We start from the raw sequence: 26,964 nt of genomic DNA, 5'->3' as shown, positions 1-26,964 counted from the left end.
GGCGAGGCGGTCGAGGATCGGAGCCTTCAGCACAGGCATTGCCCGGAGGTGAACTGCGGCGCCGACCGCCGCGTGACAAAAGCCCGTGCTGAAAGCGGACGGCCAATATCGAACTGCCTTCCGGATTCATTTAACGGCGCGGCCGGCGCCTTCTTGACACGAGGTTTCCCTGGTTGCCAAGCCGCCAGAGCTTACGCTGGCTCGGTGCTTTTTGTGGAAGGCGACTTCCTCGCCACCGCCTGGCCGCAGCACTGACAATCTCGGCGCGCCGCATGTGACTATGCGCGCTGCGCGGCCCAAAACGGCCGCCGACAAAAGCTTGAATCAGCGCTTTTAGCAATGTGGGGCGGCAATGAAGCGCGCTATTGGTCGAATGGGAGATAAGACGAATTAACAAACCTGTCTGCGCCAGGCAGACTACAATCGCGCGCTTTTGAATTCGCCGGATCCGGCGGCACGCGCAATCCGGCGCAACACGTGAATAAGCCGCCTTCCCCTCAAATAAAAAAAGGCTCCGGAAATCCGGAACCTTTTGATTCAAGCTTTGGTGGGCCGGGTCGGATTCGAACCGACGATGTCCTTTCGGAGGCGGATTATGAGTCCGCTGCCTGCAACCAACACGGCGTCCGGCCCAACAAAAGGACTCGGTCGTGAAGGCCGGGCCCATTCGTTGATTGGCCGACATACTACACGAAAAAGGGGCCGCCGCAACCGCCGCGCTTGCGCGACACAGCCGGGAAGCCCCTCCAACGTCAACATGATCCGCCGCGAACCGCTGACCTCGATCAATTCCCTTCGAGGAACGACTTCAGCTTATCCGAGCGGCTCGGATGACGCAGCTTGCGCAGCGCCTTGGCCTCGATCTGACGAATGCGCTCACGCGTCACGTCGAACTGCTTGCCGACTTCTTCGAGCGTATGGTCGGTGCTCATCTCGATGCCGAAGCGCATGCGCAGCACTTTCGCTTCGCGCGGCGTCAACGAGTCGAGCACGTCCTTCACGACATCGCGCATGCTCGCGTGCAGCGCGGCGTCGGCCGGCGCGACCGTGTTCGTGTCTTCGATGAAGTCGCCGAGATGCGAATCGTCGTCGTCACCGATCGGCGTTTCCATCGAGATCGGCTCCTTCGCGATCTTCATGATCTTGCGGATCTTGTCCTCCGGCATTTCCATCTTCTCGGCCAGCGTTGCCGGATCCGGCTCCAGGCCGGTTTCCTGCAGAATCTGCCGCGAGATGCGGTTCATCTTGTTGATCGTTTCGATCATATGCACCGGAATCCGGATCGTGCGCGCCTGGTCAGCGATCGAACGCGTAATGGCCTGGCGAATCCACCACGTTGCATACGTGGAAAACTTGTAGCCGCGACGATATTCGAACTTGTCCACCGCCTTCATCAGGCCTATGTTGCCTTCCTGAATCAGGTCGAGGAACTGCAGACCGCGGTTCGTGTACTTCTTCGCAATCGAGATCACGAGACGCAGGTTGGCCTCGGTCATTTCGCGCTTGGCCTGGCGCGCCTTCAGTTCGCCGGCCGCCATCTGGCGGTTGGTTTCCTTCAGGTCCTTCAGCGGCAGCACGACCCGCGCTTGCAGATCGAGCAGACGTTGCTGCTGTTCGCGAATCGCCGGAATGTTACGCGTGAGGATCGCGCTATACGCGTGACCTTCACCGACGATCTTGTCGGCCCACTCGAGGTCCGTCTCGCTTCCCGGGAAACGCGCGATAAATTCCGCGCGCGGCATCCCGCATTTGTCGACAACGGTATGCAGAATCTGACGCTCGACCTGACGCACTTCGTCCACTTGCGCGCGCAGCGTATCGCACAGACGCTCGACTGTGCGCGCGGTGAAGCGGATCGTCATCAGTTCGTTCTGGATCGTTTCTTGCGCCTTCAAGTACGACTTGGACTTGTAGCCTTCCTTCTCGAACGCGCGGCGCATCTTGTCGAACCATTCGCTGATCATCGCGAATTTCTCGAGCGATGCACGCCGCAGCGCTTCCATCTGCGCGGCGTTGGCCGTGGCTTGTGCGGTGCCGTCGTCCTCTTCCTCGTCTTCCTGATCGTCCTCTTCGACTTCCTCGTCCTCGCTCTCGATCGCTTCCGCTTCTTGCTCGGAGAAGCCGTCCGCGTCTTCCGCGTTGGCGTCCATCAGCCCATCGACCAGTTCGTCGATACGGATTTCCTCGTTCGCCACGCGTTCGGCCATCGCGAGGATGTCGGCGATCGTGGTCGGACACGCGGAGATGGCCATCACCATGTGCTTCAAGCCGTCTTCGATCCGCTTGGCAATTTCGATCTCGCCTTCACGCGTGAGTAGCTCGACCGTGCCCATTTCACGCATGTACATGCGGACCGGGTCGGTGGTGCGGCCGAATTCGGAGTCGACCGTGGAAAGCGCAACTTCCGCTTCCTCTTCCACTTCGTCGTCGGACGAAGCGGCGGGCGCGTTGTCGTTCAGCAGCAGCGTTTCGGCGTCGGGTGCCTGCTCATAGACGGCCACGCCCATGTCGTTGAACGTGCTGATGATGCCTTCGATCGCCTCGGTCTCGGTGAAATTGTCCGGGAGGTGGTCGTTGATTTCAGCGTACGTGAGGAAGCCGCGCTCCTTGCCGAGCTTGATCAACGCTCGCAGTTTGGAGCGGCGCTCTTCGAGTTCCTCCAGCGTGCCGGGCTGCGACGACGCGAAAGCGTCTTTGAGCAGCGCTTTTTCCTTGGCGCGACGGTCGCGAGCCTTGACCTTTTCCACTTTGCCCGGTGCAGCTGCGGGAGTGTCTTCGGCCTGGGTTGCATCGTCGTCGACGGGTACTTCGTTCAGCTTTTTCGTCATGGGGTTCGCCGTACCGGCTGTAGTCTCGACTCGCGGCTGGTGGACAACAGCCGGTAGAACCGTGGATACTGGACTCTCGCGCACTGCCGCATTGTCCTGCGCGGCAGCCGCTTCCCTTGCGCTTCTGACATCTGACCGCTTCACAGTCGGCGACACGGCTTGCGCCGCCCCCACCGGATCGGCTCTCACCGCCGAAGTGGTCGAAGATTTCTTCCTGGCAGCCGGTGCAACGCTGACAGCAGACGCTTTTCTGGCGGAAGAAGCTAACCTGGCCTCGGTGACCTTTCTGGTCGGCTCCTTCGAGCGTGTGCCGGTTGCCTGATTTCCACCTGTAGTCTTTGCCATCGCATCGCCTTTTCGCCTTTGCTAGGAAAACCCTTAAAAAACAAATCGCTAAGAACCTTTTATTGTACCACCCAGGCTTCTAGCCTTTCCGTTACAGACCTAGCTGACGCTTCATGTCAGCCCGTTTCCGATTCAACTCCGAAAGCTCCGCAAACTCTTCCGGCGTGTGCCGGGATTGCCGCGAAAGCTGCTCGAGCCGGTCGCAATAAGCGTCGTACCGCATCTTCAGAATCGCAGCCTTCAGTTCCTCGCCGACGATCCGTTCCTGCTCGCGCCGCTCCTCGATGACGGCCGCGTCCGCCGGGTCTTTCAGCAGCAAATCCCGGACATTTTCATCATAGTCCAGAATTTTGCGAAAGATTTCCTCGAAAGTTGGGGCGTTTGCTCCGTTTCGCAAGAGGTCGGAAAGCAACTGAAACTCCGCCGAATCGCCCAGGGCGCGCGCATGCGTCGTCACTTCTTCGAACAACTCGCCGTGGCGCGTCACGCTCAGCAGCGCCCGCTCGGCGTCCTCATCGAGCACCGCCACCGTGCGGGGATACATCACAAGATTGCGCAAAGTTTTTTCTTCGATCCCCGTCACACTGCGCCGGTCTTTGCGGGCCGGCGCGCGACGCGCGGCGGCCGCGATGCGCGAATCGACCTCACAGAGCGCGGCGACTTCTTCGAACGGCACATCGAGCCGGTCGGCGAACATATGCATGATCTGCGCGCGCAGCGCATTGGCCGGCAGCGCCTGCAACAGCGGCTTCGCGTCGAACAGCGCGCGGGCCTTGCCTTCCGGCTGGTCCAGCTCCTTGCCGGTCAGCACCTCGTTGAGCATGAACTGCGACAGCGGCATCGCCCGTTCCACCTGCCCGGCGAACGCCTCGGTTCCGAACTCGCGCACGTAGCTGTCGGGGTCGTGCTCGGGCGGCAAAAACAGGAAGCGGATCGTCCGGTTGTCCGCCGCGTGCGGCAAACACGCGTCGAGCGCGCGGCGCGCGGCGCGCCGGCCAGCCGAGTCACCGTCGAAGCTGAAAACGACGGTGTCGGTCTGGCGCATCAGCTTGTGGACATGAACCGGCGTGCAAGCGGTGCCGAGCGTCGCGACCGCGTTCTGGAACCCCAATTGGGCCAGCGCGACAACGTCCATATAGCCTTCGACCACCAGCACATAGCGCTGTTCGCGAATCGCCAGACGCGCTTCAAAGAGACCGTACAGCTCGCTGCCTTTGTTAAATAGAGGCGTTTCGGGCGAATTCAAATATTTGGGTTCGCCGCCGTCCAGCACCCGGCCGCCGAAGCCGATCACCTGCCCCTTCACGTTGCGGATCGGGAACATGATCCGCTCGCGAAAGCGGTCATAGCGGCGGTTCTCCCCCTGCGCATCGGACTTTTCGCTGACGATCACGAGACCCGACTCGACCAGCGCATCGTCGCGATAATTCGGAAAGGCCGCTTCGAGGTTCTGCCAGCCGTCCGGGGCATAACCCAACCCGAAACGGGCCGCGATCTCGCCGGTCAAGCCGCGTTTCTTCAGATACTGGATCGCCACCGGTGCGCCGCGCAATTGCTTGCGGTAAAAGTCGCAAGCGGTCTGCATCACATCGGAAAGCGCCGTGGTGACGGCTTTGGACGCCGGCGGCGCATAGCCGCCGGAAGCGCCGCCGTATCCCGGCGACGGCTCGTTGGGCACAGTCAAGCCCACCGATTGCGCCAGTTCGTTGACCGCCTCCGGAAACGACGACCCGACGTGCTCCATCAGAAATCCGATGGCGGTCCCATGCGCGCCGCAACCGAAGCAGTGATAGAACTGTTTAGTCGGACTAACCGTGAACGAAGGGCTCTTCTCGTTGTGAAACGGGCACAGCCCCATGAAGTTCGCGCCGCCCTTTTTCAGCTGCACATACCGGCCGACCACGTCGACGATATCGACGCGGTTCAGCAGATCCTGCAGAAATGACGGTGGAATCACAGTAAATGACGCTACCTGAAAAGCTCGACGGTGCGCGCGCTATCGAGCGACGGCGCGCGCGGGCCGGGCAATACGGAAATCACTTCGCGAGCGCGGCTTTGACTTGCGCCGACACAGCGGTCATATCGGCGCGGCCTGCGAGCCTGGGCTTGAGGACACCCATCACCTTGCCCATGTCCTGCGGACCCGCCGCGCCGGTTTGCGCGACCGCGGCCTGAACCTCGGCAACGATCTCCGCTTCTGACATCTGCTCGGGCATATACGCGGACAGGATGGCCAGCTCCGCCTTCTCCTTGTCGGCAAGATCCGTGCGGCCGGCGGCTTCGAACTGGCTGATCGAGTCCTTGCGCTGCTTGATCATCTTGTCGACGACCGCGATGATCGCGGTGTCGTCGAGCGTCACGCGCTCGTCGACTTCGCGTTGTTTGATGGCGGCAAGCAACAGGCGGATCGTGCCGAGACGCTCGGTCTCGCGCGCCCGCATCGCAGCTTTCATATCGTCGTTGACCCGGTCTTTGAGACTCATCACTCACCTGAATGCGTTGAAAGTTGAAAAAGCGGCCGGGTCGACAGCGTCAACACGAATACCCGCTTGGGACTGCTTCCTCAAGCGGGTTGGCGCAATGTGCGTAGTGGTGCGACCCTGCCGGCTGGCCCGAGGGGCCGTGTTTTCCGTGATGGCAGCTGGCGTGCCGTCACTGGTGGGATGTCGCCGCTCCGGCCGACCGGAACCGCGGCAACGCCAGAATCAGTAGAGCTTTTTTGGCAGCATCTGGCCACGCAGACGCTTGAAATGACGCTTCACCGCAGCGGCCTTCTTGCGCTTGCGCTCGGCCGTAGGCTTTTCGTAAAACTCGCGAGCGCGCAGTTCGGTCAGCAGGCCCGTTTTCTCCATGGTGCGCTTGAAACGGCGCATGGCGACTTCAAACGGCTCGTTGTCTTTTACGCGGATGGTCGTCATTTTTCAATAACGGAACTTTGTAAAGGTTCAGGAGTATATCAGAGCTTTCTCACAAAGCCACTGCGCCGTCAACCCCCCGCACGTACTCCGCGGCCGCCTGGCCAGCGGCCACGCCGGAGGCCCACGCCCACTGGAAATTGTAGCCGCCGAGCCAACCGGTTACGTCGACCGCTTCGCCAATGAAGTAGAGCCCCGGCGCACGCGCGCTCATCATCGTGGTCGAGGACAGCTCGCGTGTATCCACGCCGCCGCGCGTCACTTCCGCCTTGCGATAGCCTTCGGTGCCGTTCGGCGTCAGCGTCCAGCGCGACAGCGCCTCGCCGACGCGGCGCAGTGTCTTGTCCGGCAGATCTGCCACGCGGGCTTCGGCGGGAATCTGGTGAGTCTCCAGCCAGACATGGGCGAGTCGTTGCGGCACCCATTCGGACAGCAGATTGGCGATCTGGCGCTTGGTGGTGCGCTTCGCTTCCAGCAGCGCGGCCGTCGCCTCGCGCTCCGGCAGCAGGTTGATGTGAATCGGCTCGCCGGGTTGCCAGTAGCTCGAGATCTGCAGAACGCCCGGACCCGACAGGCCACGGTGCGTGAGCAGCAGATCCTCGTTGAATTCGGCGCCGGTTTTTTTGCTGCCTGTGGCCAGTTGCACCGGGAGCGACGCGCCGGAGAGCGCCGCGAACGGCGCCCAGTCGGCCGGCGCGAAAGTCAGCGGCACAAGCGCGGGGCGGGTGTCGATCAGCTTGTGGCCGAACTGCCTGGCAAGACGGTAGGCGAAATCCGTAGCGCCGATCTTCGGAACCGACAGTCCGCCCGTCGCGATGACGAGCGCGGGGGCGCTGATCGAGCCGGACAGCGTGTCCAGTGTGAAGCGGCCGTGCGTGTCCTGACGCACCGCCTCCACCGACAGCGGCGTGCGCCATGTCACTCGGCCGGCGTCGCACTCGTGTTTCAGCACGTTGATGACCGCATCGCTCGACTGGTCGCAGAACAGCTGCCCCTTGTGCTTCTCGTGCCAGGTCACACGGTGGCGCTTGAGCAGTGCCATGAAGTCGCGCGGCGTGTAGCGCGCGAGCGCAGAGCGGCAAAAATGGGGGTTTGCCGACAGGTAGTTGGCCGGCCCGGCATACAGATTGGTGAAGTTGCACCGGCCGCCGCCGGAAATGCGGATCTTTTCCGCAAGGCGCTGCGAGTGGTCGATCAGCACCACGCGACGGCCGAGTTGCCCGGCCACCGCCGCGCACATCATGCCGGCCGCGCCTGCGCCGATCACCGCGATATCGAAGGATTCCATGCGGCCGCATTGTACCCGCGCGCCCGTGACACGATGCCCGCACTGCTATACTTTCAGGCTGGCCTTTACATTCGGGGCGCCGAACGGAGTGTTATTCGCGCGTCCGCACATATTTACCCTCATGCTCGTACTCGGCATCGAAAGCTCCTGCGACGAAACCGGCCTCGCTCTCTACGACACCAAGCGCGGGCTGCTCGCGCACGCGCTGCATTCGCAAATCGCGATGCATCGGGAGTACGGCGGCGTCGTGCCGGAACTGGCGTCGCGCGATCACATCCGCCGTGCGCTGCCGCTGCTCGAAGAGGTGATGGAGCGTGCCGGCGCCGGGCGCCGCGACGTCGATGCAATCGCCTACACGCAAGGACCAGGGCTCGCGGGCGCGCTGCTGGTCGGCGCAAGTGTCGCCAATTCGCTGGCAATGGCATGGGACAAGCCCACCATCGGCATCCATCACCTGGAAGGGCATCTGCTGTCGCCGCTGCTGGTGGATGAGCCGCCGCCGTTTCCGTTCGTCGCACTTCTGGTGTCCGGCGGTCATACGCAACTGATGCGAGTGACCGACGTCGGCGTCTACGAAACGCTGGGTGAAACGCTAGACGACGCCGCCGGCGAAGCATTCGACAAAACCGCCAAGCTGCTCGGCCTCGGTTATCCGGGTGGCCCCGAAGTGTCGCGGATGGCGGAGTTCGGCACGCCCGGCGCGGTGGTGCTGCCCCGCCCGATGCTGCATTCCGGCGACCTCGATTTCAGCTTCAGCGGCCTGAAGACCGCCGTCCTCACACACGCGAAAAAACTCGGCGGCGCCAATATCTGCGAGCAGGCGAAAGCCGATCTGGCGCGCGGATTCGTCGACGCCGCGGTGGACGTTCTGGCGGCGAAATCGCTGGCGGCGCTCAAGCGAACCAGGCTTAACCGGCTGGTCGTCGCCGGCGGGGTAGGCGCGAACCGGCAGTTGCGCGACGCGCTATCCGCCGCCGCGAAGAAGCGCAATTTCTATGTGCACTACCCGGACTTGTCGCTTTGCACCGACAACGGCGCGATGATCGCGCTGGCCGGCGCGTTGAGATTGCAGCGTTGGCCCGAGCAATCGGGCAAGGACTACGCTTTCACGGTAAAGCCGCGCTGGGATCTGACTTCTCTCGCGCGCTGAACGGTAGTTTCGAAGCCATAAAAAGCCACTTTGCGAACTGCACTTCGAAATCGTAAAACGGGTGTCCGACCGGCAGGGCAAAGCGGCTTTTTCCTCGACGCCCGTAACCCCATGGGCAACGAACACGCCTATCAACCGGCGCGCTTATCCCGCTCAATCACCGCATACGCGCTGTGATTGTGAATCGACTCAAAGTTCTCGGCTTCGAGCACATACGCAACGATCCGCTCGTCGGCATTCAGACGCTGTGCGACGTCGCGCACGAGGTCTTCGACGAACTTCGGATTTTCATACGCGCGCTCGGTGACAAACTTTTCGTCCGGGCGCTTGAGCAAACCCCACAGCTCGCACGACGCTTCTTGCTCGGCGATCTGAATCAGTTCCTCGACCGCCACTTCGTCGGCCAGCTCGGCGCTGATCGTGACGTGCGAACGCTGGTTATGCGCGCCGTACTGCGAGATTTTCTTGGAGCATGGGCACAGACTGGTGACCGGCACCAGCACTTTCAGGAACAGGCTCGTCGCGCCATTGCGGGTGTCGCCCGTCAACGTGACCTCGTAGTCGAGCAGGCTTTGCACGCCCGAGACCGGCGCGGTCTTGTTCACGAAATACGGGAACGATACTTCGATGCGCCCCGCCTCGGCTTCGAGCCTTTCGAGCATCGCGGCGAGCATGGTGCGGAACGCGGCAGGTTCGAGCGGCACCTTGTTCTCTTCGAGCAGCGCGACGAAACGCGACATATGCGTGCCCTTCTGCCCAGCCGGCAAATGCACATCGAGATTCCACGTGCCGACCGTCGGCTGGGCGTCGCCGCTTTGCGTGCGCACGATCAACGGATGACGCACGCCCTTGACGCCGACCCGCTGGATCGGGATCTGGCGCATGTCGGGCGTGCTTTGCACGTCGGGCATCACAAAGGCGGGATTCATCTGATTCATCTTTTTGTCCTTTCAAGAAAACGCCGGGCTGTCCCAGGTTCTCCGCTTCCAGCGGAGCCCCCGCTGGGGAGCGAGGCGTAGCCGTTCAGGGTCCATCGCCACTGACAGGTTCGCGAAGCGCCCGGCGGCGGCCGTGCGGATCAGCGCACGCAACGGCGAACGCCGGCCCCTGCCCGCGTTCGAAGACAGGCCCCAAGGTCTATCACTTCAGTTGGGGATGGCGCGGGCGGCCGCCACCGCACCGCGGCGGCAACACGGATGGCGAAGCCTTAAGCGACCCGCTTTACCGACGACTGACCGCCGACCACGCCATTCGCCTCAAAGCGCTCGCGAATCGACTTCAGGATGCCGATGGCGTCGAGACCGCACGCGGCGAGCAGCTTGGCCGGGTCGCCATGATCGATGAACCGGTCCGGCAGGCCCAGTTGCAGCACGGGTCGCAGGGTCCCGCTTTCGAGTAGCGCTTCGACGCAGGCCGAGCCCGCGCCACCCATCACACAGCCTTCTTCGACCGTGACGATCGCGTCATGCGTCTCCGCGAGCTGACGGACCAGCGCGGCGTCCAGCGGCTTCACGAAGCGCATGTTGGCAACCGTGGCGTCCAGTTGCTCGGCCGCCGCCAGCGACGGCGCGACCATCGTGCCGAACGCGAGGATCGCAATGCGCTTACCCACGGGCTGCGACGATTCGCGACGCAGTTCGCCCTTGCCGATCGGCAACGCGGCCATCTGCTTGACGGTTGCGACGCCCGCGCCGGCGCCGCGCGGATAACGCACCGCCGTCGGATTCGACTGCTGCAGCGCGGTGTACAGCATCTGCCGGCATTCGTTTTCGTCGGAAGGGGCCATCACCGTCATATTCGGGATGGAGCGCATGAACGCGAGGTCGTAAGCGCCCGCGTGCGTTGCGCCGTCCGCGCCGACCAGGCCCGCGCGGTCGATCGCGAACACCACCGGCAGATTTTGTAGCGCGATGTCGTGGATCAGTTGATCGTACGCGCGTTGCAGAAAGGTCGAGTAGATCGCCACCACCGGCTTCATGCCGTCGGCAGCCATGCCGCCGGCAAACGTCACCGCATGCTGCTCGGCAATGCCGACGTCGAAGTAACGGTCCGGGAAGCGCTTTTCGAACTCGACCATGCCCGAGCCTTCCCGCATGGCCGGCGTGATGCCGATCACGCGTGAGTCCAGTTCCGCCGCATCGCACAGCCATTCGCCGAATACCTGCGTATAGGTCTTCTTCGACGGCGTGGCGGCCGGCTTGATGCCTTCGGCCGGATTGAACTTGCCGGGGCCGTGGTACAGCACCGGATCGGCTTCGGCGAGCTTGTAGCCCTGGCCTTTCTTCGTCACCACGTGCAGGAACTGCGGACCGCGCAGCTCCTTGATGTTCTGCAGCGTCGGGATCAGCGAATCCAGATCGTGACCGTCGATCGGGCCGATGTAGTTGAAGCCGAACTCTTCGAACAACGTTGCCGGCACGATCATGCCCTTCGCGTGCTCTTCGAGCTTGCGCGCCAGATCGAGCATAGGCGGCGCGACGCGCAGCACGCGTTCCACACCTGCGCGCGCGGCGGCATAAAACCGCCCCGACATCAGACGCGCCAGATGGCGATTGAGCGCGCCGACCGGCGGCGAAATCGACATGTCGTTGTCGTTCAGGATGACCAGCAGCGGCACGTCGTCTTCGACGCCGGCGTTGTTCATCGCCTCGAAGGCCATGCCGGCGGTCATGGCGCCGTCGCCGATCACGGCGATGCCCATGCGGTTCTCGCCCTGCAGCTTGCTCGCGATCGCCATGCCGAGCGCGGCGGAAATCGACGTGCTGGAGTGCGCGGTGCCGAACGTGTCGTATTCGGACTCGTCGCGCTTCGGGAAGCCGGAGATGCCACCCAGTTGACGCAGGGTGTGCATCTGGTCGCGGCGGCCCGTCAGGATCTTATGCGGATAAGTTTGATGGCCGACATCCCAGACGATCCGGTCATGCGGCGTGTCGAACACATAGTGCAGAGCAATGGTCAACTCGACCGTGCCGAGGTTGGACGAAAGATGGCCGCCCGTCTGCGATACGCTTTCGAGCACGAAGGCACGCAACTCGTCGGCAAGCGGTTGTAATTGGCGGCGATCGAGGCGGCGCAAGGCGGCCGGGTCGTCGATGGTTTTCAGCAAGTCGTACATCGTCGTTCCATGGTAGGAAAACTTGCGCGCCCGCACTTCATACATGCACCCCGGGCCTGAAGGTGCGCGGCGGCGGGCTTTCGCGTTCAGCTGACCCGGTTCACCACCAGGTCGGCCAATTCGGCAAGACGCTGCGCGCGCGCGCCGAACGTCGCCAGTGCGGCGTGCGCGTCGCTGCGCAACTGGGCCGCGAGCGCGCGCGACGCGTCGAGCCCGATGATCGACACATAGGTAGGCTTGCCGTCCTTCGCGTCCTTACCCGCGGTCTTGCCGAGCGTGGCGGAGTCGGTCGTGACGTCGAGAATGTCGTCGACGACCTGAAAGGCGAGACCGACAGCGCTCGCATACGCGTCGAGCGAACGCATCGCGTCCGCATCCGGCGCGACGCCCGCCAACGCACCCATGCGCACCGCGGCGCGTAGCAATGCGCCGGTTTTCATCCGGTGCATGGTTTCGAGTTGGCCGCGCGTCAGAGTGTGACCGACGCTTGCAAGATCGATGGCCTGCCCGCCGCACATGCCGATCGAGCCGCTCGCGAGCGCCAGCTCCCGCACGAGCGAAGCCTGCTGCGACGCCCCCAGCGCCTCCGAAGTCAGCGCGACGAAAGCCTGCGACTGCAGCGCGTCGCCGACCAGCAGCGCCGTGGCCTCGTCGTACTGCACATGCACCGTGGGCTTGCCGCGGCGCAATGCGTCGTCGTCCATGCATGGCATGTCGTCGTGCACGAGCGAGTACACGTGGATCATTTCCAGCGCCGCCGCTGCCGCGTCGAGGGATTCGGCGCGCGCGCCGGTCAATTCGCCCGCGGCATGGCACAGCAATGGCCGAACCCGCTTGCCGCCGCCCAGCACCGCATAGCGCATGGCCTCATGCAGTCTGGCGGGCTCGGTGGTCACGCTCGGCAGGTAGTGTTCCAGCGCCGTTTCGACGCGTTCGAGCACCCCGCGCGTCCATTGTTCGAATGTCATAGGTCGTCCCCGCTCTCCGCAACGGCTGTACCTGCAATATTCATGGGCAGCGGCTTGAGCGTCTCGCCGTCGAGCACGCGGACCTGCTGCTCGACCTTTTCGAGCTGCTGCTGGCAAAACGCCACCAGAGCTGCGCCGCGCCGGTACGCGGCGAGCGACTCCTCGAGGCTGAGACTGCCGCCTTCCATGCGCGCCACCAGTTCTTCGAGTTCCGCCTGCGCGGCTTCGTAAGTCTCCGGCAGCTGAGCCGTATCGACGCCTTCGGCTGGCGCGGCAGCAAGATCCTTCGACGCAGTTTTCGCCATGAATAGTCGCAAAATTAAAACAAGTCGAACATTCTACGGCAAAAGCGACATTTCCGATCCGCTCGCCGGCCTGCCACGCACACGCGCATCGCGCGCCGCCCCAAAGTCTCGCAGAAAAAAAACGATCGGTCTGCGGCAAAAACCCCGAACTTTCCTGGGATTTTTGACCCGAATCAGGTACTTAAGCGCCCCGGGAAAGGGGAAACGGGTATAATCGCGGGCTCCCTAAATCGAATCTTCGATGGTTGGGTTGTTCACTGCTTTCACGTCTTAACGGGAGTGGGAATGTCCAATCTGAGCAATGCATTGCAGTTGCGGTCTATCCACAGCCAGCTGCCAGTCACGGCTTACTTTGACCAAGCGCTTCTAACGCGCGAAATCGAAACCCTTTTCAAGAAAGGTCCTCGTTACGTCGGCCACGAACTCATGGTGCCCGAAGCGGGGGATTACTTTGCGTTGCCGAGCGAAAGCGAGGGGCGCGTGCTCGTCCGTAACCAGCGCTCGCAAGTCGAACTGCTGTCGAACGTGTGCCGCCACCGGCAAGCCATCATGCTCAACGGCCGGGGCCACGCAGAGAATATCGTCTGCCCGCTGCATCGCTGGACGTACGACCTGAATGGCCAGTTGCTCGGCGCACCGCATTTTGCGGACAACCCCTGCCTGAATCTGGGCGCCACGTCGCTGCAGAACTGGCAAGGTCTGCTGTTCGAAGCCAGCGGGCGCGACGTCGCACGCGATCTGGCACGGCTTGGCACCAAACAACACTTCGATTTTTCGGGCTTCATGTTCGATCACGTCGAAGTGCACGAGTGCAACTACAACTGGAAGACCTTCATCGAGGTCTATCTCGAGGATTACCACGTCGCGCCATTCCATCCAGGCCTCGGCAGCTTCGTCAATTGCGACGACCTGACCTGGGAGTTCGGCGAGTGGTACAGCGTCCAGACAGTTGGCGTGCATAGGGGCCTGGAGCAGCCGGGCAGCCCGACCTACCGGAAGTGGCACCGCGAGGTGCTGCGTTTTCGCGAAGGCAATCCGCCCGAGTTCGGCGCGATGTGGATGGTGTACTACCCCGGCATCATGATCGAGTGGTATCCGCATGTGCTGGTGGTGTCGTGGCTGATTCCCCGCGGCCCGCAGAAAACCACCAATGTTGTCGAGTTCTATTACCCCGAGGAAATCGCGCTGTTCGAACGGGACTTTGTCGAAGCCGAGCGCGCCGCCTATATGGAAACGGCTCGCGAAGACGACGAGATCGCCGAGCGCATGGACGCGGGCCGCCGTGCGCTGATGGACCGCGGTGAATCGCAGGTGGGCCCGTACCAGAGCCCGATGGAAGACGGCATGCAGCACTTCCACGAGTTTTTGCGGCGCGAACTCGGCGAAATCTGAGCGCGCTCGGGCGGCCGGGACCACTGCGCTCCGGCTCTCGCAAGCAGCATCGGCACATGGAAAGACAGGCTTCGGCCTGTCTTTTTTGTTTAGACTAACAAGGTAGCCCGGCCATCCGTTGCCCGTTGCCGAACGCGCCAACGGAGCCGCCATCGCCCGTATCGAGGAGACGCCATGCCCCACACTCACTACACCACCCTGATCTCCGCGACCAACCTCGCCGAACGGCTCGCCGCCGCGCCCGGCAGCGTATTCGTGATCGATTGCCGGTTCGATCTGGCCGACCCCGAAGCGGGCGAGAAAGCCTACCTGAGCGAGCATTTGCCTGGCGCGCATTACCTGCATCTGGATCGTGATCTGTCCGGCCCGAAAAGCGGCACAAATGGCCGGCATCCGCTGCCGGATCGTGCGCGGCTCGTCGAGACGCTGGTGTCGCGCGGGCTGAAGCAAGGCCAGCAAGTGGTCGCTTATGACGCACAAGGCGGCATGTACGCCGCTCGCGCGTGGTGGCTGCTGCGCTGGCTCGGACACGATGCGGTGGCGCTGCTCGACGGCGGCCTGCCCGCCTGGCAAGCCGCCGGTCTGCCGTTGACGCAAGACGTGCCGGCCCAGAACACCGGCGACTTCTCGGCCGGAGCGCCGCTCTCCGTCACGGTAGACGCGCAGACCGTGGAGCGCAATCTGGGCTCGAAGGAGCGCGTGGTGATCGACGCGCGCGCGGCCGACCGCTATCGCGGCGAGAACGAGACGCTCGATCGCGTCGGCGGCCACATTCCGGGCGCGCTCAACCGCTTCTTCAAGGACAACCTCACTACCGACCAACGCTTCAAGCCCGCTCACACGCTGCGCGAGGAGTTCCATGCGCTGCTCGGCGACACCCCGCCGGAGCATGTCGTTCTGCAATGCGGCTCCGGCGTGACAGCGTGTGTGAACGCGCTGGCGATGGAGGTGGCAGGCCTGCATGGCGCGGCATTGTATGCGGGCTCATGGAGCGAATGGAGTTCGGATCCGAAGCGGCCGGTTGCGACGGGGCCGAATCCTTAAGCGGGAGTCTCACCGCAAGCGCCAAGCAAAAGGCCGTCGCCGCCCATGACCGGCGACGGCCTATCGCGCATCGTCACAGCCAGCCGAATGCGTCAGGCTAGCCCCGTCAAGCCACCCCATGCTGCTTGAACCACACTAGCGTCCGGCGCCAGCCATCTTCGGCATCGGTCTTCTTGTAGCTCGGCCGGTAATCCGCGAAAAACGCGTGGCCCGCATCGTCATACACGACGAACTGCGAGCCGCGCCCCGCCTGTGGACCTTGCGCGATGGCCTGCTTCATCTGCTCGAGCGAGGCTTGCGGGATGCTCTGATCCTGCAAGCCGTAGAGCCCCAGAACCGGCGCATGCAGATCGCCAACCAGGTCGAGCGGATTGGCCGGCGTGGTCGCGGTATGGTCTCCGCCCACGCGCCCGTACCATGCGACCACCGCCTTCAGCCGCGGGTTATGCTCCGCATACAGCCAGGCGATGCGGCCGCCCCAACAGAAACCGTTCACCCCGAGCCGGTTCAGATCGCCGCCATTGTCGCCCGCCCATGCGACGGTCGCGTCGAGATCGGCCAGCGCCTGCGCGTCAGGCACCTTGTCGAGGATCTGCGTGCTGAGTTGCTGGATGGTCGGATACACCATCGGATCGCCTTCGCGGACAAACAGATCCGGCGCAATCGCCAGATAGCCGAGCTTCGCAAAGCGGCGGCATACGTCGGCGATATGCTCATGCACGCCGAATGCCTCATGGATCACGACGATCACCGGCAAATGCGTCTTGCCCTTGGGCTGCGCACGATACGCGGGCACCAGCGTGCCGCCCGAACGCACGGCCACTTCGCCGGCTTCGAGACCGTCACTGTCGGTATGGATGGTTTGCGCCGAAACCGGCAGCACGGCCGCCGCGAAACCGGAGCCGAGTGCCGCCTTGAGGAAGGTGCGCCGATCGAAGGGTACGTGGGGGACGAGGCTATCGATTTCAGGTTTAAGCATGCGTGCTCCTCGGTTGAATGACAGAAGCAACAGGATACGCCCGGCCCGTATCCTGTTGCAGATTCAACCGTTGCTAGCAGCCGTCAGTGCAGCTTGACGCGCGGCAGCGCGGAGCGCCGCAGCCAGTGCGCGAAGGTGTCGAGCATCATGCGCGCGTAGCCGTGCAACGCCGCAACATGCAGCCGGTACAGCGACATGTACATGAAGCGCGCGAACAGCCCCTCGATCAGCATGTTGCCGCCGATCACCCCGCCCATCAGGTTGCCGACCGCGCTGAAGTGCCCGAGCGACACTAGCGAGCCGAAATCGCGATAGGTGAACTCAGGCAGCGGCTTGTTGTCGAGCCGCGCCGCCAACGCTTTCAGCAAGAAGCTGGCCTGTTGATGGGCAGCCTGCGCGCGCGGCGGCACATTGCGCTCGTTGCCCGGCCACGGACATGCGGCGCAATCGCCAAGTGCGAAGACGTTGTCGTCGATTTCGGTTTGCAGCGTGCGGCGCACGTCGAGCTGGCCCAGCCGGTTGACCGTCAGGCCGTCGAGCTGGCTCAGCACGGACGGCGCCCTGATGCCCGCCGCCCAGACCGTCAGGTCGGCGCGCACGGTATGCCCGCTCGCGGTGCGGATAATGCCGGGCGCCACCTCGGCCACCGTCTCGCCGATCATCAGCTTGACACCGAGCTTGGTGAGCAGCCCGGCGGTAGCGGTCGAGACGCGCTCCTGCAAGGCCGGCAAAATACGCGGCCCCGCCTCGATCAGCACGATGCCGACGTCATGCCGCGGATCGAGCTTATGCAGACCGTACGCGGACAACACCTGCGCGGTGTTGCGCAATTCCGCCGAGAGCTCGACCCCCGTTGCACCGCCGCCGACAATCGCCACCTGGATGCGCGGCTCGCTGGATGTCGACGTGCCGGGTCCCGGTCTGGATTCGACGGGCTCATGAACCTGATGCTCCGCGCGCATGCACGCCGCGATCAGGCGCTTGCGGAAGCGCTCTGCCTGGCCGACCGTGTCGAGCGCCATCGAGAATTCCGCTGCGCCCTTCACCCCGAAGAACGCCGTGGTGCTGCCTATTGCGATGATCAGCGTGTCGTATTCCAGCTGCCGTTCGGGCAGCAGTTCGGCGCCGTCGTCGTCGAGCACGGGGCTGAGCGTCAGACGCCTGTTGGCGCGGTCGAGGCCGGTCAGCTCGCCCTGCTGAAACTCGAAGCCATGCCAGCGAGCTTGCGCCGCGTATTCGAGTTCCTGCGTGAACGGGTCCATGCTGCCGGCCGCCACTTCGTGCAACAGCGGCTTCCAGATATGCGTGGGATAACGGTCGACGAGCGTGATCAGCGCCCGCGCGCCACTCTTGTTTTTCAGGGCGCCATAGCGATCACCCAGACGTGTCGCCAGCTCGAGCCCACCCGCACCCCCGCCCACGACGATAAATCGATGCATTGAACTCTCCGTGTTTGCCGATGAATATGCGTCGCAACGGCGCGCAGCAAACGCGCCTTATTTCAGCGATTGTCCGTGAGCAGCATCGGTTGTCACAAGCTGTCAAATTGGCATGTGTGACATGCGCACGACGATATCGCGTGTCTTCACGAGCGCGTCAATGCGCTTCCTCCCAATTCAGCCCGGCCCCCACTTCGGCGACCAGCGGCACTTTCAGCTCGGCGACACCGCACATCAGCTCGGGCAAACGCTTGCGCACGTCGGACAGTTCGGCGTCGGGCACTTCGAGAACCAGTTCGTCGTGCACCTGCATGATCATGCGCGTGCCGATCTGCGAGTCTTCGATCCACTTCTGCACCGCGATCATGGACAGCTTGATGAGGTCGGCGGCCGTACCTTGCATCGGCGCGTTGATCGCGGCGCGCTCGGCGCCCTGGCGGCGCGGGCCGTTGCCGCCGTTGATCTCGGGCAGCCACAGGCGGCGGCCGAACACCGTTTCGACGTAACCCTTCGCCTTCGCGCTCAGACGCGTTTCGTCCATATAACGTGCGACGCCCGGATAACGCGTGAAATAGCGGTCGATATACATCTTGGCCGCGTCGCGCGTAATGCCGAGATTCGACGCGAGACCGAACGCGCTCATCCCGTAGATCAGGCCGAAGTTGATGACCTTGGCCACGCGCCGCTGATCGTTCGACACTTCGAGCGGCGTCACGCTGAAGATTTCCGCCGCGGTGGCACGGTGGATGTCTTCGCCCTGAGAAAACGCGCGCAACAACGATTGGTCGCCGGAAAGGTGCGCCATGATCCGCAGTTCGATCTGCGAGTAGTCCGCCGACACGAGCTTGTGCCCCGGCGCCGCAATGAATGCCTCGCGAATCCGGCGGCCCTCGCCGGTGCGCACCGGAATGTTCTGCAGGTTCGGGTCGTTCGACGCGAGGCGCCCCGTCACCGCGACGGCCTGCGCGTAGTTCGTGTGCACGCGGCCCGTTTGCGCGTTGACCATGCGCGGCAGCTTGTCGGTGTACGTCGACTTCAGCTTCGACAAGCCACGGTGCTCGAGCAGAATCTTCGGCAGCGGATAATCTTCGGCCAGCTTCTGCAGCACTTCTTCGTCGGTGGACGGTGCGCCGCTCGGGGTCTTCTTGACCACCGGCAACTCGAGCCTCTCGAAGAAAATCTGGCCAATCTGCTTGGGCGAGCCCAGGTTGAATTCGCCGCCGGCCAGCGTGTACGCCTCTTCTTCGAGCTGGATCAAGCGCGTAGCGATTTCACTGCTTTGCTGACGCAGCTTTTCCGCGTCGATGAGTACGCCCGCGCGCTCCATTTTGCGCAGCACACGCGAAGTGGGCACTTCGATCGCGCGGTACACATGCTCGAGCGCCTTTTCGACGACTAGCTGCGGATGCAGGGCCTGATGCAAACGCAGTGTGATATCGGCGTCTTCCGCCGCATATTCGGCGGCTTTGTCCAACGCGACCTCGTCAAAGCCGATCTGCTGCGCGCCCTTGCCGGCAACCTCTTCGTACGTGATCGTCTTGATGCCGAGATGGCGCAGCGCGAGGCTGTCCATGTCGTGCGTGCGATGCGATTCGAGCACGTACGATTGCAGCAGTGTGTCGTGTTCGATACCGCGCATTTCGATGCCGTAATTCGCCAGCACCTGCTCGTCGTATTTCAGATGCTGCCCGACCTTCTTGTGCTCCGCGCTTTCCAGCCATGGCTTGAGCTTCGCGAGCACTTCGCCGCGCGGCAGTTGCACGGGCGCGTCCGGGCCGCGATGCGCGAGCGGGACGTAAGCGGCGTGGCCGGCTTCCACCGACAACGACAAGCCTACGATCTGCGCGGTCATCGGATCGAGCGCGGTGGTCTCGGTATCGAACGAGGTCAGTGCGGCCGCGTTGATTTTCTCGAACCATGCGTCGAATTGCTCCCACGTCTGCACGGTGTCGTAGTGCCGCTCGTGATCCACCGACAGCGCCGGCGGCACGTCGGTTTCCGGGCCTTCCACGGCGTCCGCGATTTCGACTTCGCGCAGCCAGGTCTTGAAGCCGTGGCGCGTGAACAGGTCGCGCAGTTCCTCGCGCGATTCGGGCCGGCTTTGCAGGCTTTCCTCGATCGACACGATATGCTCGGTCAGATCGCAGTTGCGCTCGACGGTGACGAGCTTCTTCGCCATCGGCAGAAAATCGAGCGCACGTCGGAGATTGTCTCCTACCGCACCTTTGATCTCGTCCGCATGTGCGACGATGCCATCCAGCGACTCGAATTGCGTCAGCCATTTCAGCGCTGTTTTCGGCCCGCATTTCTCGACGCCCGGCACGTTGTCCACGGTATCGCCGATCAGTGACAGGTAGTCGATGATGCGCTCCGGCGGCACGCTGAACTTGGCGATCACGCCAGCGCGGTCGAGCTTTTCGTTGGTCATCGTATTGATGAGGGTGACATGATCCGACACGAGCTGCGCCAGATCCTTGTCCCCAGTCGACACGATCACGTTCATGCCGAACTGTTCCGCCGTGGTGCTGAGCGTGCCGATCACGTCATCGGCCTCCACGCCGTCTATCATCAGCAGCGGCCAGCCGAGCGCGCGCACGGCCACATGAATCGGCTCGATCTGGCGCGACAGGTCGTCGGGCATCGACGGACGATTTGCCTTGTAGTCGGGATACCAGTCGTCGCGGAACGTTTTGCCCTTGGCGTCGAACACGCACGCGCTATACTCTGCTGTGACTTCCTTGCGCATGCGCCGCAGCATGTTGATCATCCCATAGAGCGCACCCGTCGGACCGCCCCCGGGGCCGCGCAGATCAGGCATCGCATGGTAGGCCCGGTACAGATAACTCGAACCGTCGACCAATAGCAGGGTCTTACCTTCAAGGCTTCGTTCTTCAGGCATTATGACTAAGAGAAAAGTGATTCCGAGTCTGCGATCACTCGCAGATCAAGAGCGCGCAACGGCCAAAAAAGCCCGCGCATCGTGGCAGATGTTCACGATTATGGCAGAGTTTATCGAGGCGACCGAGTACCTCTCGGAGATTCGCCCGGCTGTCAGTATTTATGGTTCAGCGCGCCTGAAACCGAATTCGCCGTACTACAAACTCGCTATGCAAATCGCGCGCAAGCTGTCGGACGCCGGCTTTGCAGTGATCTCCGGCGGCGGTCCCGGCATCATGGAAGCGGCGAACAAAGGCGCCCATGCGGGCAAGGCGCCTTCGGTCGGCCTGAACATCGAACTGCCGCATGAGCAATCGGGCAACCAGTGGCAAGACATCTCGCTGCGCTTTCGCCACTTCTTCACGCGCAAGGTCACATTCGTCAAGAACTCGGACGCGGTGATCGTCATGCCGGGCGGCTTTGGCACGCTTGACGAACTCGCCGAAGTGCTCACGTTGATCCAGACCAAGAAGTCGCGCCATGTGCCGATCATTCTGGTCGGCGGGGAGTTCTGGGAAGGCCTGCTTACCTGGTTCAAAAACTCGCTGACGCCTATGGGGCTGATCAACCCGACCGACATGGACCTGATGCAGGTGATCGACGATCCCGACCAGGTGCTGGAAGCGGTGCTCAAGTTCTATGAAGACCGCGAAGAAGCCGAACCGCATCCGGCCAAGTCGGATGAGGACCGGATGTTCTACCTGTGACGTGATGTTGCGTCTTCGGTTCGCGCGTCGGCGTGAAGCGATTGCGCGCGCGGCAATGAACTGGTGCATTGATTGTGCGAGCAACCTCCCGGCTGCCCGCTTTCATTTCGCCCGCCCGCCTGAATAGCCCGCTTCACGGTCCTCTTCGGGTGGCCGTCGCGGTCGTGGCCAAAAACCGTTTTGCCCGCCGCGAGTTCGGCGCTAAGCTCCCGAGCTTGAACTGGAAGCTCGCTAGCGACATGGACGACAACCTCTCCTCCTCCAACTCCGCACTCGCACCCACACCCACCCTGCGCCAAATCTTCGGCGGCTTTCTCGGCCTTGGACTGATCTCATTCGGCGGCGCGCTGCCGCTCGCGCGTCGCGCGCTGGTCGAACAGCGCCGCTGGCTGAGCGCGGACGAATTCACCGACCTGCTCGGCCTGTGCCAATTTCTGCCGGGCGGCAACGTAATCAATCTTTCCGTGGCAATGGGCATGCGCTTTCGCGGCGTGCCCGGCGCGCTGGCTGGCCTGCTCGGTTTGATTGCGGGACCGTCGCTGGTCGTGATCGGCTTGGGCGTACTGTACGAACACACGCAAAACGACCCGCACGTGCGTCATCTGTTCGCCGGTCTCGCTGCGGCGGCGGCAGGCCTGTTGATCTCGATGGCCGTCAAAATGGTGCGGCCGTTGCGCCACAAGCCGCTTGCCGCGCTCATTGCCGCGCTCGGGTTCGTCGCGATTGCGATTCTGCGACTGCCGCTTTTACCCAGCATGCTGGTGCTGACGCCGCTCAGCATCTACCTGGCGGCAAGGAGCGCACGATGAACGGCACGCTCGTTTCGCTCGCCGCGATCTTCAGTCAGCTTTCACTGCTCGCGTTCGGCGGCGGCAATACGATTCTTCCCGAGATGCAGCGTCAGGTAGTGGACGTGCATCACTGGATGCCCGCCAGCGAATTCAGCGCGCTATTCGCACTGGCGCAAGCTGCGCCAGGCCCGAACCTGATGATCGTCACGCTGGTCGGCTGGCATGTGGCGGGCTGGGCGGGGATGCTCGTGACGTCGGTGGCGAAGTTCGGACCGTCGTCGCTCGTGACGATCGTCGCGCTGCATGCGTGGGACCGCTTCAAGGGACGTCCGTGGCGACGCCACGCGCAATCGGGTTTGATCCCGGTGACGGCGGGCATCGTCGCGGCTAGCGCAGCCCTGATTGCGCAGGCGTCGAACCCGACCGCCATCGCGTGGGCCATCACCGCGTTCACCGCCGTAATGGCGCTGAAGACGCGGATTCATCCGTTGTGGCTGCTGGCTGCGGGCAGTTTGATCGGGCTCACGGGCTTCGGCCAGCCGTGACGCGAAATGCCCAGGCAAGAGGGGTCACGCGAGGCCGCCTGCCGATGCGTCACAGCAGCGTAGACGAGCCGTCCGCCCAGGCTGCCCTTACTGAAACGCCACCTCGGCGAAGCTGCGCAGCTTGCGACTATGCAAGCGATGCAAGCCGTTCGTGCGCAATATCTCCATCGCCTTCACGCCGATCTGCAAATGCTGATCCACTTGCGCGCGATAGAACTGATCCGCCATGCCCGGCAGCTTCAGTTCGCCATGCAGCGGCTTGTCCGACACGCATAGCAAAGTGCCGTAAGGCACCCGGAAGCGGAAGCCGTTCGCGGCGATCGTCGCGCTTTCCATATCGAGTGCGATCGCGCGGCTTTGCGACAGCCGCTGCACCGGCTCGCGATGATCGCGCAATTCCCAATTGCGGTTGTCCACGCTCGCCACCGTGCCCGTACGCATCACGCGCTTCAACTCGACGCCGTCCAGCTGCGTGACCTGCGCGACCGCGCGCTCCAGCGCCACCTGCACTTCGGCGAGCGCCGGAATCGGCACCCATAGCGGCAGATCCGCGTCGAGCACGTGATCCTCCCGCACATAGCCGTGGGCGAGCACGTAGTCGCCCAGCCGCTGCGTATTGCGCAGACCCGCGCAGTGGCCGAGCATGATCCACGCGTGCGGACGCAGCACGGCGATGTGATCCGTGATGGTCTTCGCGTTCGACGGCCCGACGCCGATGTTGATCATCGTGATGCCGCTGCCGTCCCCGCGTTTGAGGTGATACGCGGGCATCTGCGGCAGACGCGGCGGCGCCGTGCCTTCCTGCGACTGTTCGCCGAGATTCTCGTTGTACGTGACCACGTCGCCAGGTTCGACGAACGATGTGTATTCGCTGCGATAGGCGCGCAATTCGGCGTCGCCGGTATGAGCCATCATCGTGCGGCCGAGTTTGACGAACTCGTCGATATAGAACTGATAGTTCGTATACAGCACGTAATTCTGGCAATGGGTGGGCGAAGTCGCCGTGTAGTGCTTCAGCCGGTGCAGCGAGAAATCGACCCGCGCCGCCGTGAATAGCGCGAGCGGATACGGCTCGCCCGCCCCCGGTTCATACGTGCCGTTGACGATACGGTCGTCCAGCAGTGCGAGGTCCGGTGTGTCGAACACGTCGCGCATCAGGAACAGGCGCTCGCGGTCCAGATCGCCTTCCAGATGAATGCCCTCGGCGAACGCGAAATGAATCGGGATCGGCTGATCCGACACGCCGACCTCGATTTGCACATGATGATTCTTCGACAGCAAACGCAGCTGCTCGCGATAGTAGTCGCCGAACAGATCGGGCCGCGTCACGGTCGTCTCGAACACGCCCGGACCCGCGACGAAACCGTATGAGCGGCGCGAGTCGACATGCGTGTTCACTTCGGTGCAGACGCGCACGAACGGATAGCAGGCGCGCACGCGGCGCTCGAATTTTTCGTTGCGGCGATAACGCGCGAACGCGTCGCGCAAAAACGAGGTGTTCGCTTCATAGATCGCCGAGAGACGGGTGACGGCCTCGGTCGCGTCGTCGAACGACTCGGTCGGAAAGCTGTTGGCGGGAGTCTGCACCGCGCGTTGATTGGTATCGTTGTTCATCTTCATTCGCCTCTATTGATGAGACGACATTACCACGGAACACGGCTTCGCCAAATCACCGGCGTTGCCTGCAACCCATGCCGCCACACGGTTTGCGCGATTGTCGGCGCGTGCGGCGAAAGCGGCGCAAAATAAGGCCATGCGCCCGATCCGCAGGCCGGATTTGCTAGAATCGGGGACCCTATCGGAGAATCACCATGAAGCCGCTCCTTCCCGTCGCCGTTGCACTGGCCCTCGCCTTTGGCAACGCCGCGATGGCTGCCCAGCCAGTCGATGACGCTCCGCCTGCCAACGCGCCACAGACCGCCAATGAACGTGCCGGTCTGCCCGACCTGCGGCAGATCAATCGTCCTGCCGCCGAGGTCAGCTCGAAGGTCGAAATCAACGTGCCGCGCAAGCCCAGCTTTTACGAGCGCAGCGGCAACGGCACGGAAATCATCGAATACCGCGACAAGGGCAAGCCGGTCGAGATCGACGTGCGTTCCAATCTGGGTACGCGCTACCAGATGAGCGCGCCGCTCGACACGTCGCCCACCGTGCGCGAGAACGGCCGCCCAAGCACGCGCCTGCCGTCGGTGGGTTTGCACTATTGACGCCTGGGTGAGCGGCGCCGTCCCCGAGACAGCGCCGCCCCCTGCCGCATTGGCTGCGCGGCCCGAGGGACCAGCGCTCAACACCGTTTTCCAGCACCGCATTTGCCTGCTATCGCACTGGCCGCACCGCGCCAGCCCGACCATCTGACCCGACGTTTCCCGCATGGCTGTCTTCACCGCTGTCAACGAACCCCAACTAGCAGAATGGATGCGTCACTACGATCTCGGCGATGTCGTCGAATTTCGTGGCATCTCCTCCGGCATTGAAAACAGCAACTTCTTTCTGACGACGACGCGCGGCGAATACGTGCTGACGATTTTCGAAAAGCTGACGGCCGCCCAACTGCCTTTCTACCTCGAACTCATGCGCCACCTTGCCGCGCACCGCGTGCCGGTGCCGGACCCGATGCCGCGCGAGAACGGCGCGCTATTCGGCATGCTGCTCGGCAAGCCGGCAGCCATCGTGACCAGGCTCGAAGGCGCGCCTGAGTTGTCGCCGGGCGTCGAGCACTGCATCGAAGTGGGGCAGATGCTCGCGCGCATGCACCTCGCCGGACGCGACTTCACGCGCTATCAGCCGAATCTGCGCAGCCTGCCGTGGTGGCAGGAAACGGTGCCCACCATCCTGCCGTTTCTGGAAGGCGCGCAGCGCGAGCTGCTGTCGTCCGAGCTGGCGTATCAGGAAGCCTTCTTCGCATCCGCGGATTACGCCGCGCTGCCTGAAGGCCCATGCCACGCCGATCTGTTTCGCGATAACGCAATGTTCGCGCACGCCGCCCCGGATACCGGCCACGAAGTGCGCCTCGGCGGATTCTTCGACTTCTATTTCGCCGGTTGCGACAAGTGGCTATTCGACGTCGCGGTGACCGTCAACGACTGGTGCGTCGACCTCGCCACCGGCAAGCTGGACGATACGCGCACCGAGGCCATGCTGCGGGCGTATCAGACCGTGCGCCCGTTCACTGACGAAGAGAACCGCCATTGGGGCGATATGCTGCGGGCCGGCGCGTACCGCTTCTGGGTCTCGCGCCTGTATGATTTTTATTTGCCGCGCGCGGCCGAACTGCTCAAGCCGCACGACCCCGGCCATTTCGAGCGCATTCTGCGCGAACGCCTGTCAGGCGTTGCACATCCAGGCATCCATACCCCATGCAATTGATCGAAGTCCCCGCGAAAACCGGCTACGTGTGGTTCAGGCAGGGTATCTGGCTGTTCCGCAAGAATCCGCTCGCATTTCTTACACTGTTCTTCACCTATCTGCTGGTCATGACGCTGGTCTCGCAGATTCCGGTGATCGGCGGCGTGCTGCCGCTCGCGCTCATTCCGGGCGTCGCAGTGGGCTTCATGGCGGCGTGCCGCAACACGATCGCCGGCAAGCCGGTGTTCCCGACCCTTCTGGTGGATGGCTTTCACTCGTACGGCCCGGTGGTCGCGAGGCGGCTATTGGTGCTCGGCGTGCTGTATGTCGTCGCGATGGCCCTCGTGCTGGCGGGCTCGGCGCTCGCCGACGGCGGGATGCTGCTGAAGGTGATGCTCGGCGGCGGCGTTGCGATGGATCAGGATGCGATTGCCAACAGCAATATTTCGCTCGCGGTGATCACGGCACTCGCGTTCTACCTTCCGGTGGCCATGATCTTCTGGTTCTCGCCGATTCTCATCGCGTGGCATGATGTGCCGCCCGTCAAGGCGATGTTCTTCAGCATCGTCAGTTGCTGGCGCAACCGCGGCGCGTTCATCGTGTTCGGCGCGCTGTGGTTCGCCGTTGCGGTCACGGTATCCCTCGGCCTGTCAGCGCTGATGCAGGCGCTGGGCGCGGCCGATTTCGCGTTCGCGGTCCTGATGCCCGCCACGATGATCGTCACGACCATGCTGTACTGCTCGTTTTACGCAACTTATCGCGGCTGCTTCGGGGTGCCAACCCCTGCAGCGCCGGATCTGCCGACCACGCCGGCACCGTAGATGGCAGCTTGAGTCGTTGGACTCGCGCTGTTCTGGCGCCCGCCCCTATT

General features: G+C 63.2%; 22 protein-coding genes and 1 tRNA gene. 9 read left to right on the top strand and 14 right to left on the bottom strand.

Annotated features, from left to right (window positions below):
* Positions 1 to 545: 545 nt before the first annotated feature.
* The 6 genes from ABQJ48_RS14375 to ABQJ48_RS14350 all read right to left on the bottom strand — a co-directional run bounded on the left by ABQJ48_RS14375 (position 546) and on the right by ABQJ48_RS14350 (position 7,376).
* Positions 546 to 633, bottom strand: a tRNA-Ile gene (locus tag ABQJ48_RS14375).
* Positions 634 to 785: 152 nt separating this feature from the next.
* On the bottom strand, positions 786 to 3,173 hold the full coding sequence (gene rpoD, locus ABQJ48_RS14370) for an RNA polymerase sigma factor RpoD (protein ID WP_367838673.1): 2,388 nt from the start codon (positions 3,171 to 3,173) through the stop codon (positions 786 to 788).
* A gap of 91 nt (positions 3,174 to 3,264) precedes the next feature.
* Positions 3,265 to 5,130 (bottom strand): DNA primase, encoded by a 1,866-nt coding sequence (gene dnaG / locus ABQJ48_RS14365; protein WP_367838672.1) that lies wholly within the window; start codon positions 5,128 to 5,130, stop codon positions 3,265 to 3,267.
* 79 nt (positions 5,131 to 5,209) lie between these two features.
* Positions 5,210 to 5,656, bottom strand: coding sequence for a GatB/YqeY domain-containing protein (locus ABQJ48_RS14360; protein ID WP_367838671.1), 447 nt, complete (start codon positions 5,654 to 5,656; stop codon positions 5,210 to 5,212).
* Between the two features lie 222 nt (positions 5,657 to 5,878).
* Positions 5,879 to 6,091: a 30S ribosomal protein S21 gene (gene rpsU, locus ABQJ48_RS14355; RefSeq protein ID WP_027195291.1), complete on the bottom strand. Its 213-nt coding sequence runs from the start codon at positions 6,089 to 6,091 to the stop codon at positions 5,879 to 5,881.
* A 49-nt stretch (positions 6,092 to 6,140) separates the two neighbouring features.
* On the bottom strand, positions 6,141 to 7,376 hold the full coding sequence (locus ABQJ48_RS14350) for a BaiN/RdsA family NAD(P)/FAD-dependent oxidoreductase (protein WP_367838670.1): 1,236 nt from the start codon (positions 7,374 to 7,376) through the stop codon (positions 6,141 to 6,143).
* A 121-nt stretch (positions 7,377 to 7,497) separates the two neighbouring features.
* On the opposite strand from ABQJ48_RS14350, the gene tsaD reads away from it, so the two are divergent.
* The gene (tsaD, locus tag ABQJ48_RS14345) at positions 7,498 to 8,526 is read left to right on the top strand and encodes a tRNA (adenosine(37)-N6)-threonylcarbamoyltransferase complex transferase subunit TsaD (protein WP_367838669.1); all 1,029 of its coding nucleotides are present in this window, start codon (positions 7,498 to 7,500) and stop codon (positions 8,524 to 8,526) included.
* A gap of 131 nt (positions 8,527 to 8,657) precedes the next feature.
* Here tsaD and folE2 read toward each other — a convergent pair whose 3' ends face one another.
* The 4 genes from folE2 to ABQJ48_RS14325 form a co-directional block, all read right to left on the bottom strand.
* Positions 8,658 to 9,464: a GTP cyclohydrolase FolE2 gene (gene folE2 / locus ABQJ48_RS14340; RefSeq protein WP_367838668.1), complete on the bottom strand. Its 807-nt coding sequence runs from the start codon at positions 9,462 to 9,464 to the stop codon at positions 8,658 to 8,660.
* 269 nt (positions 9,465 to 9,733) lie between these two features.
* Complete coding sequence (dxs, locus tag ABQJ48_RS14335) at positions 9,734 to 11,641, bottom strand: 1-deoxy-D-xylulose-5-phosphate synthase (protein ID WP_367838667.1); 1,908 nt, start codon at positions 11,639 to 11,641, stop codon at positions 9,734 to 9,736.
* Between the two features lie 86 nt (positions 11,642 to 11,727).
* Entirely contained in the window at positions 11,728 to 12,609 is an 882-nt protein-coding gene (locus tag ABQJ48_RS14330) for a polyprenyl synthetase family protein (RefSeq protein ID WP_367838666.1), read from the bottom strand.
* The gene (locus ABQJ48_RS14325) at positions 12,606 to 12,914 is read right to left on the bottom strand and encodes an exodeoxyribonuclease VII small subunit (RefSeq protein ID WP_367838665.1); all 309 of its coding nucleotides are present in this window, start codon (positions 12,912 to 12,914) and stop codon (positions 12,606 to 12,608) included. Before ABQJ48_RS14325 ends, ABQJ48_RS14330 begins: the two co-directional genes overlap by 4 nt.
* Positions 12,915 to 13,199: 285 nt before the next feature.
* Here ABQJ48_RS14325 and ABQJ48_RS14320 point away from each other — a divergent pair, with 285 nt between their 5' ends.
* On the top strand, positions 13,200 to 14,306 hold the full coding sequence (locus ABQJ48_RS14320) for an aromatic ring-hydroxylating oxygenase subunit alpha (protein ID WP_367838664.1): 1,107 nt from the start codon (positions 13,200 to 13,202) through the stop codon (positions 14,304 to 14,306).
* A 174-nt stretch (positions 14,307 to 14,480) separates the two neighbouring features.
* Positions 14,481 to 15,350: a sulfurtransferase gene (locus ABQJ48_RS14315; protein ID WP_367838663.1), complete on the top strand. Its 870-nt coding sequence runs from the start codon at positions 14,481 to 14,483 to the stop codon at positions 15,348 to 15,350.
* Positions 15,351 to 15,456: 106 nt separating this feature from the next.
* On the opposite strand, the gene ABQJ48_RS14310 is transcribed toward ABQJ48_RS14315, so the two are convergent.
* The 3 genes from ABQJ48_RS14310 to polA all read right to left on the bottom strand — a co-directional run bounded on the left by ABQJ48_RS14310 (position 15,457) and on the right by polA (position 20,667).
* Positions 15,457 to 16,329 carry a dienelactone hydrolase family protein gene (locus ABQJ48_RS14310; protein ID WP_367838662.1) on the bottom strand — a complete coding sequence of 291 codons (873 nt, stop codon included), beginning with the start codon at positions 16,327 to 16,329 and terminating at the stop codon, positions 15,457 to 15,459.
* Between the two features lie 83 nt (positions 16,330 to 16,412).
* Positions 16,413 to 17,768: an NAD(P)/FAD-dependent oxidoreductase gene (locus ABQJ48_RS14305; RefSeq protein WP_367838661.1), complete on the bottom strand. Its 1,356-nt coding sequence runs from the start codon at positions 17,766 to 17,768 to the stop codon at positions 16,413 to 16,415.
* Positions 17,769 to 17,925: 157 nt separating this feature from the next.
* Entirely contained in the window at positions 17,926 to 20,667 is a 2,742-nt protein-coding gene (polA, locus tag ABQJ48_RS14300; RefSeq protein WP_367838660.1) for a DNA polymerase I, read from the bottom strand.
* Between the two features lies 1 nt (position 20,668).
* On the opposite strand from polA, the gene ABQJ48_RS14295 reads away from it, so the two are divergent.
* From ABQJ48_RS14295 to ABQJ48_RS14285, 3 genes are all read left to right on the top strand, one after another.
* Positions 20,669 to 21,412, top strand: coding sequence for an LOG family protein (locus ABQJ48_RS14295; protein ID WP_367838659.1), 744 nt, complete (start codon positions 20,669 to 20,671; stop codon positions 21,410 to 21,412).
* A 239-nt stretch (positions 21,413 to 21,651) separates the two neighbouring features.
* Positions 21,652 to 22,221: a chromate transporter gene (locus ABQJ48_RS14290; RefSeq protein WP_367838658.1), complete on the top strand. Its 570-nt coding sequence runs from the start codon at positions 21,652 to 21,654 to the stop codon at positions 22,219 to 22,221.
* On the top strand, positions 22,218 to 22,748 hold the full coding sequence (locus tag ABQJ48_RS14285; protein ID WP_367838657.1) for a chromate transporter: 531 nt from the start codon (positions 22,218 to 22,220) through the stop codon (positions 22,746 to 22,748). The genes ABQJ48_RS14290 and ABQJ48_RS14285 overlap by 4 nt, the downstream gene beginning before the upstream one ends.
* Positions 22,749 to 22,835: 87 nt before the next feature.
* Here ABQJ48_RS14285 and ABQJ48_RS14280 read toward each other — a convergent pair whose 3' ends face one another.
* On the bottom strand, positions 22,836 to 24,362 hold the full coding sequence (locus tag ABQJ48_RS14280; protein ID WP_367838656.1) for an AMP nucleosidase: 1,527 nt from the start codon (positions 24,360 to 24,362) through the stop codon (positions 22,836 to 22,838).
* A 197-nt stretch (positions 24,363 to 24,559) separates the two neighbouring features.
* Between ABQJ48_RS14280 and ABQJ48_RS14275 the strand changes: the two genes are divergently transcribed.
* From ABQJ48_RS14275 to ABQJ48_RS14265, 3 genes are all read left to right on the top strand, one after another.
* Positions 24,560 to 24,955, top strand: coding sequence for a hypothetical protein (locus tag ABQJ48_RS14275; protein WP_367838655.1), 396 nt, complete (start codon positions 24,560 to 24,562; stop codon positions 24,953 to 24,955).
* A 163-nt stretch (positions 24,956 to 25,118) separates the two neighbouring features.
* Entirely contained in the window at positions 25,119 to 26,114 is a 996-nt protein-coding gene (locus ABQJ48_RS14270; protein ID WP_367838654.1) for a homoserine kinase, read from the top strand.
* Entirely contained in the window at positions 26,105 to 26,914 is an 810-nt protein-coding gene (locus ABQJ48_RS14265; RefSeq protein ID WP_367838653.1) for a BPSS1780 family membrane protein, read from the top strand. The genes ABQJ48_RS14270 and ABQJ48_RS14265 overlap by 10 nt, the downstream gene beginning before the upstream one ends.
* Positions 26,915 to 26,964: the final 50 nt, after the last annotated feature.

The sequence above is a fragment of the Paraburkholderia suaedae genome, assembly GCF_040812055.1.
In the GTDB taxonomy this organism is placed as follows: domain Bacteria; phylum Pseudomonadota; class Gammaproteobacteria; order Burkholderiales; family Burkholderiaceae; genus Paraburkholderia.
The sequence above is the reverse complement of the archived record's forward strand: the minus strand, read 5'-3'. Positions and strand labels throughout refer to the sequence as shown.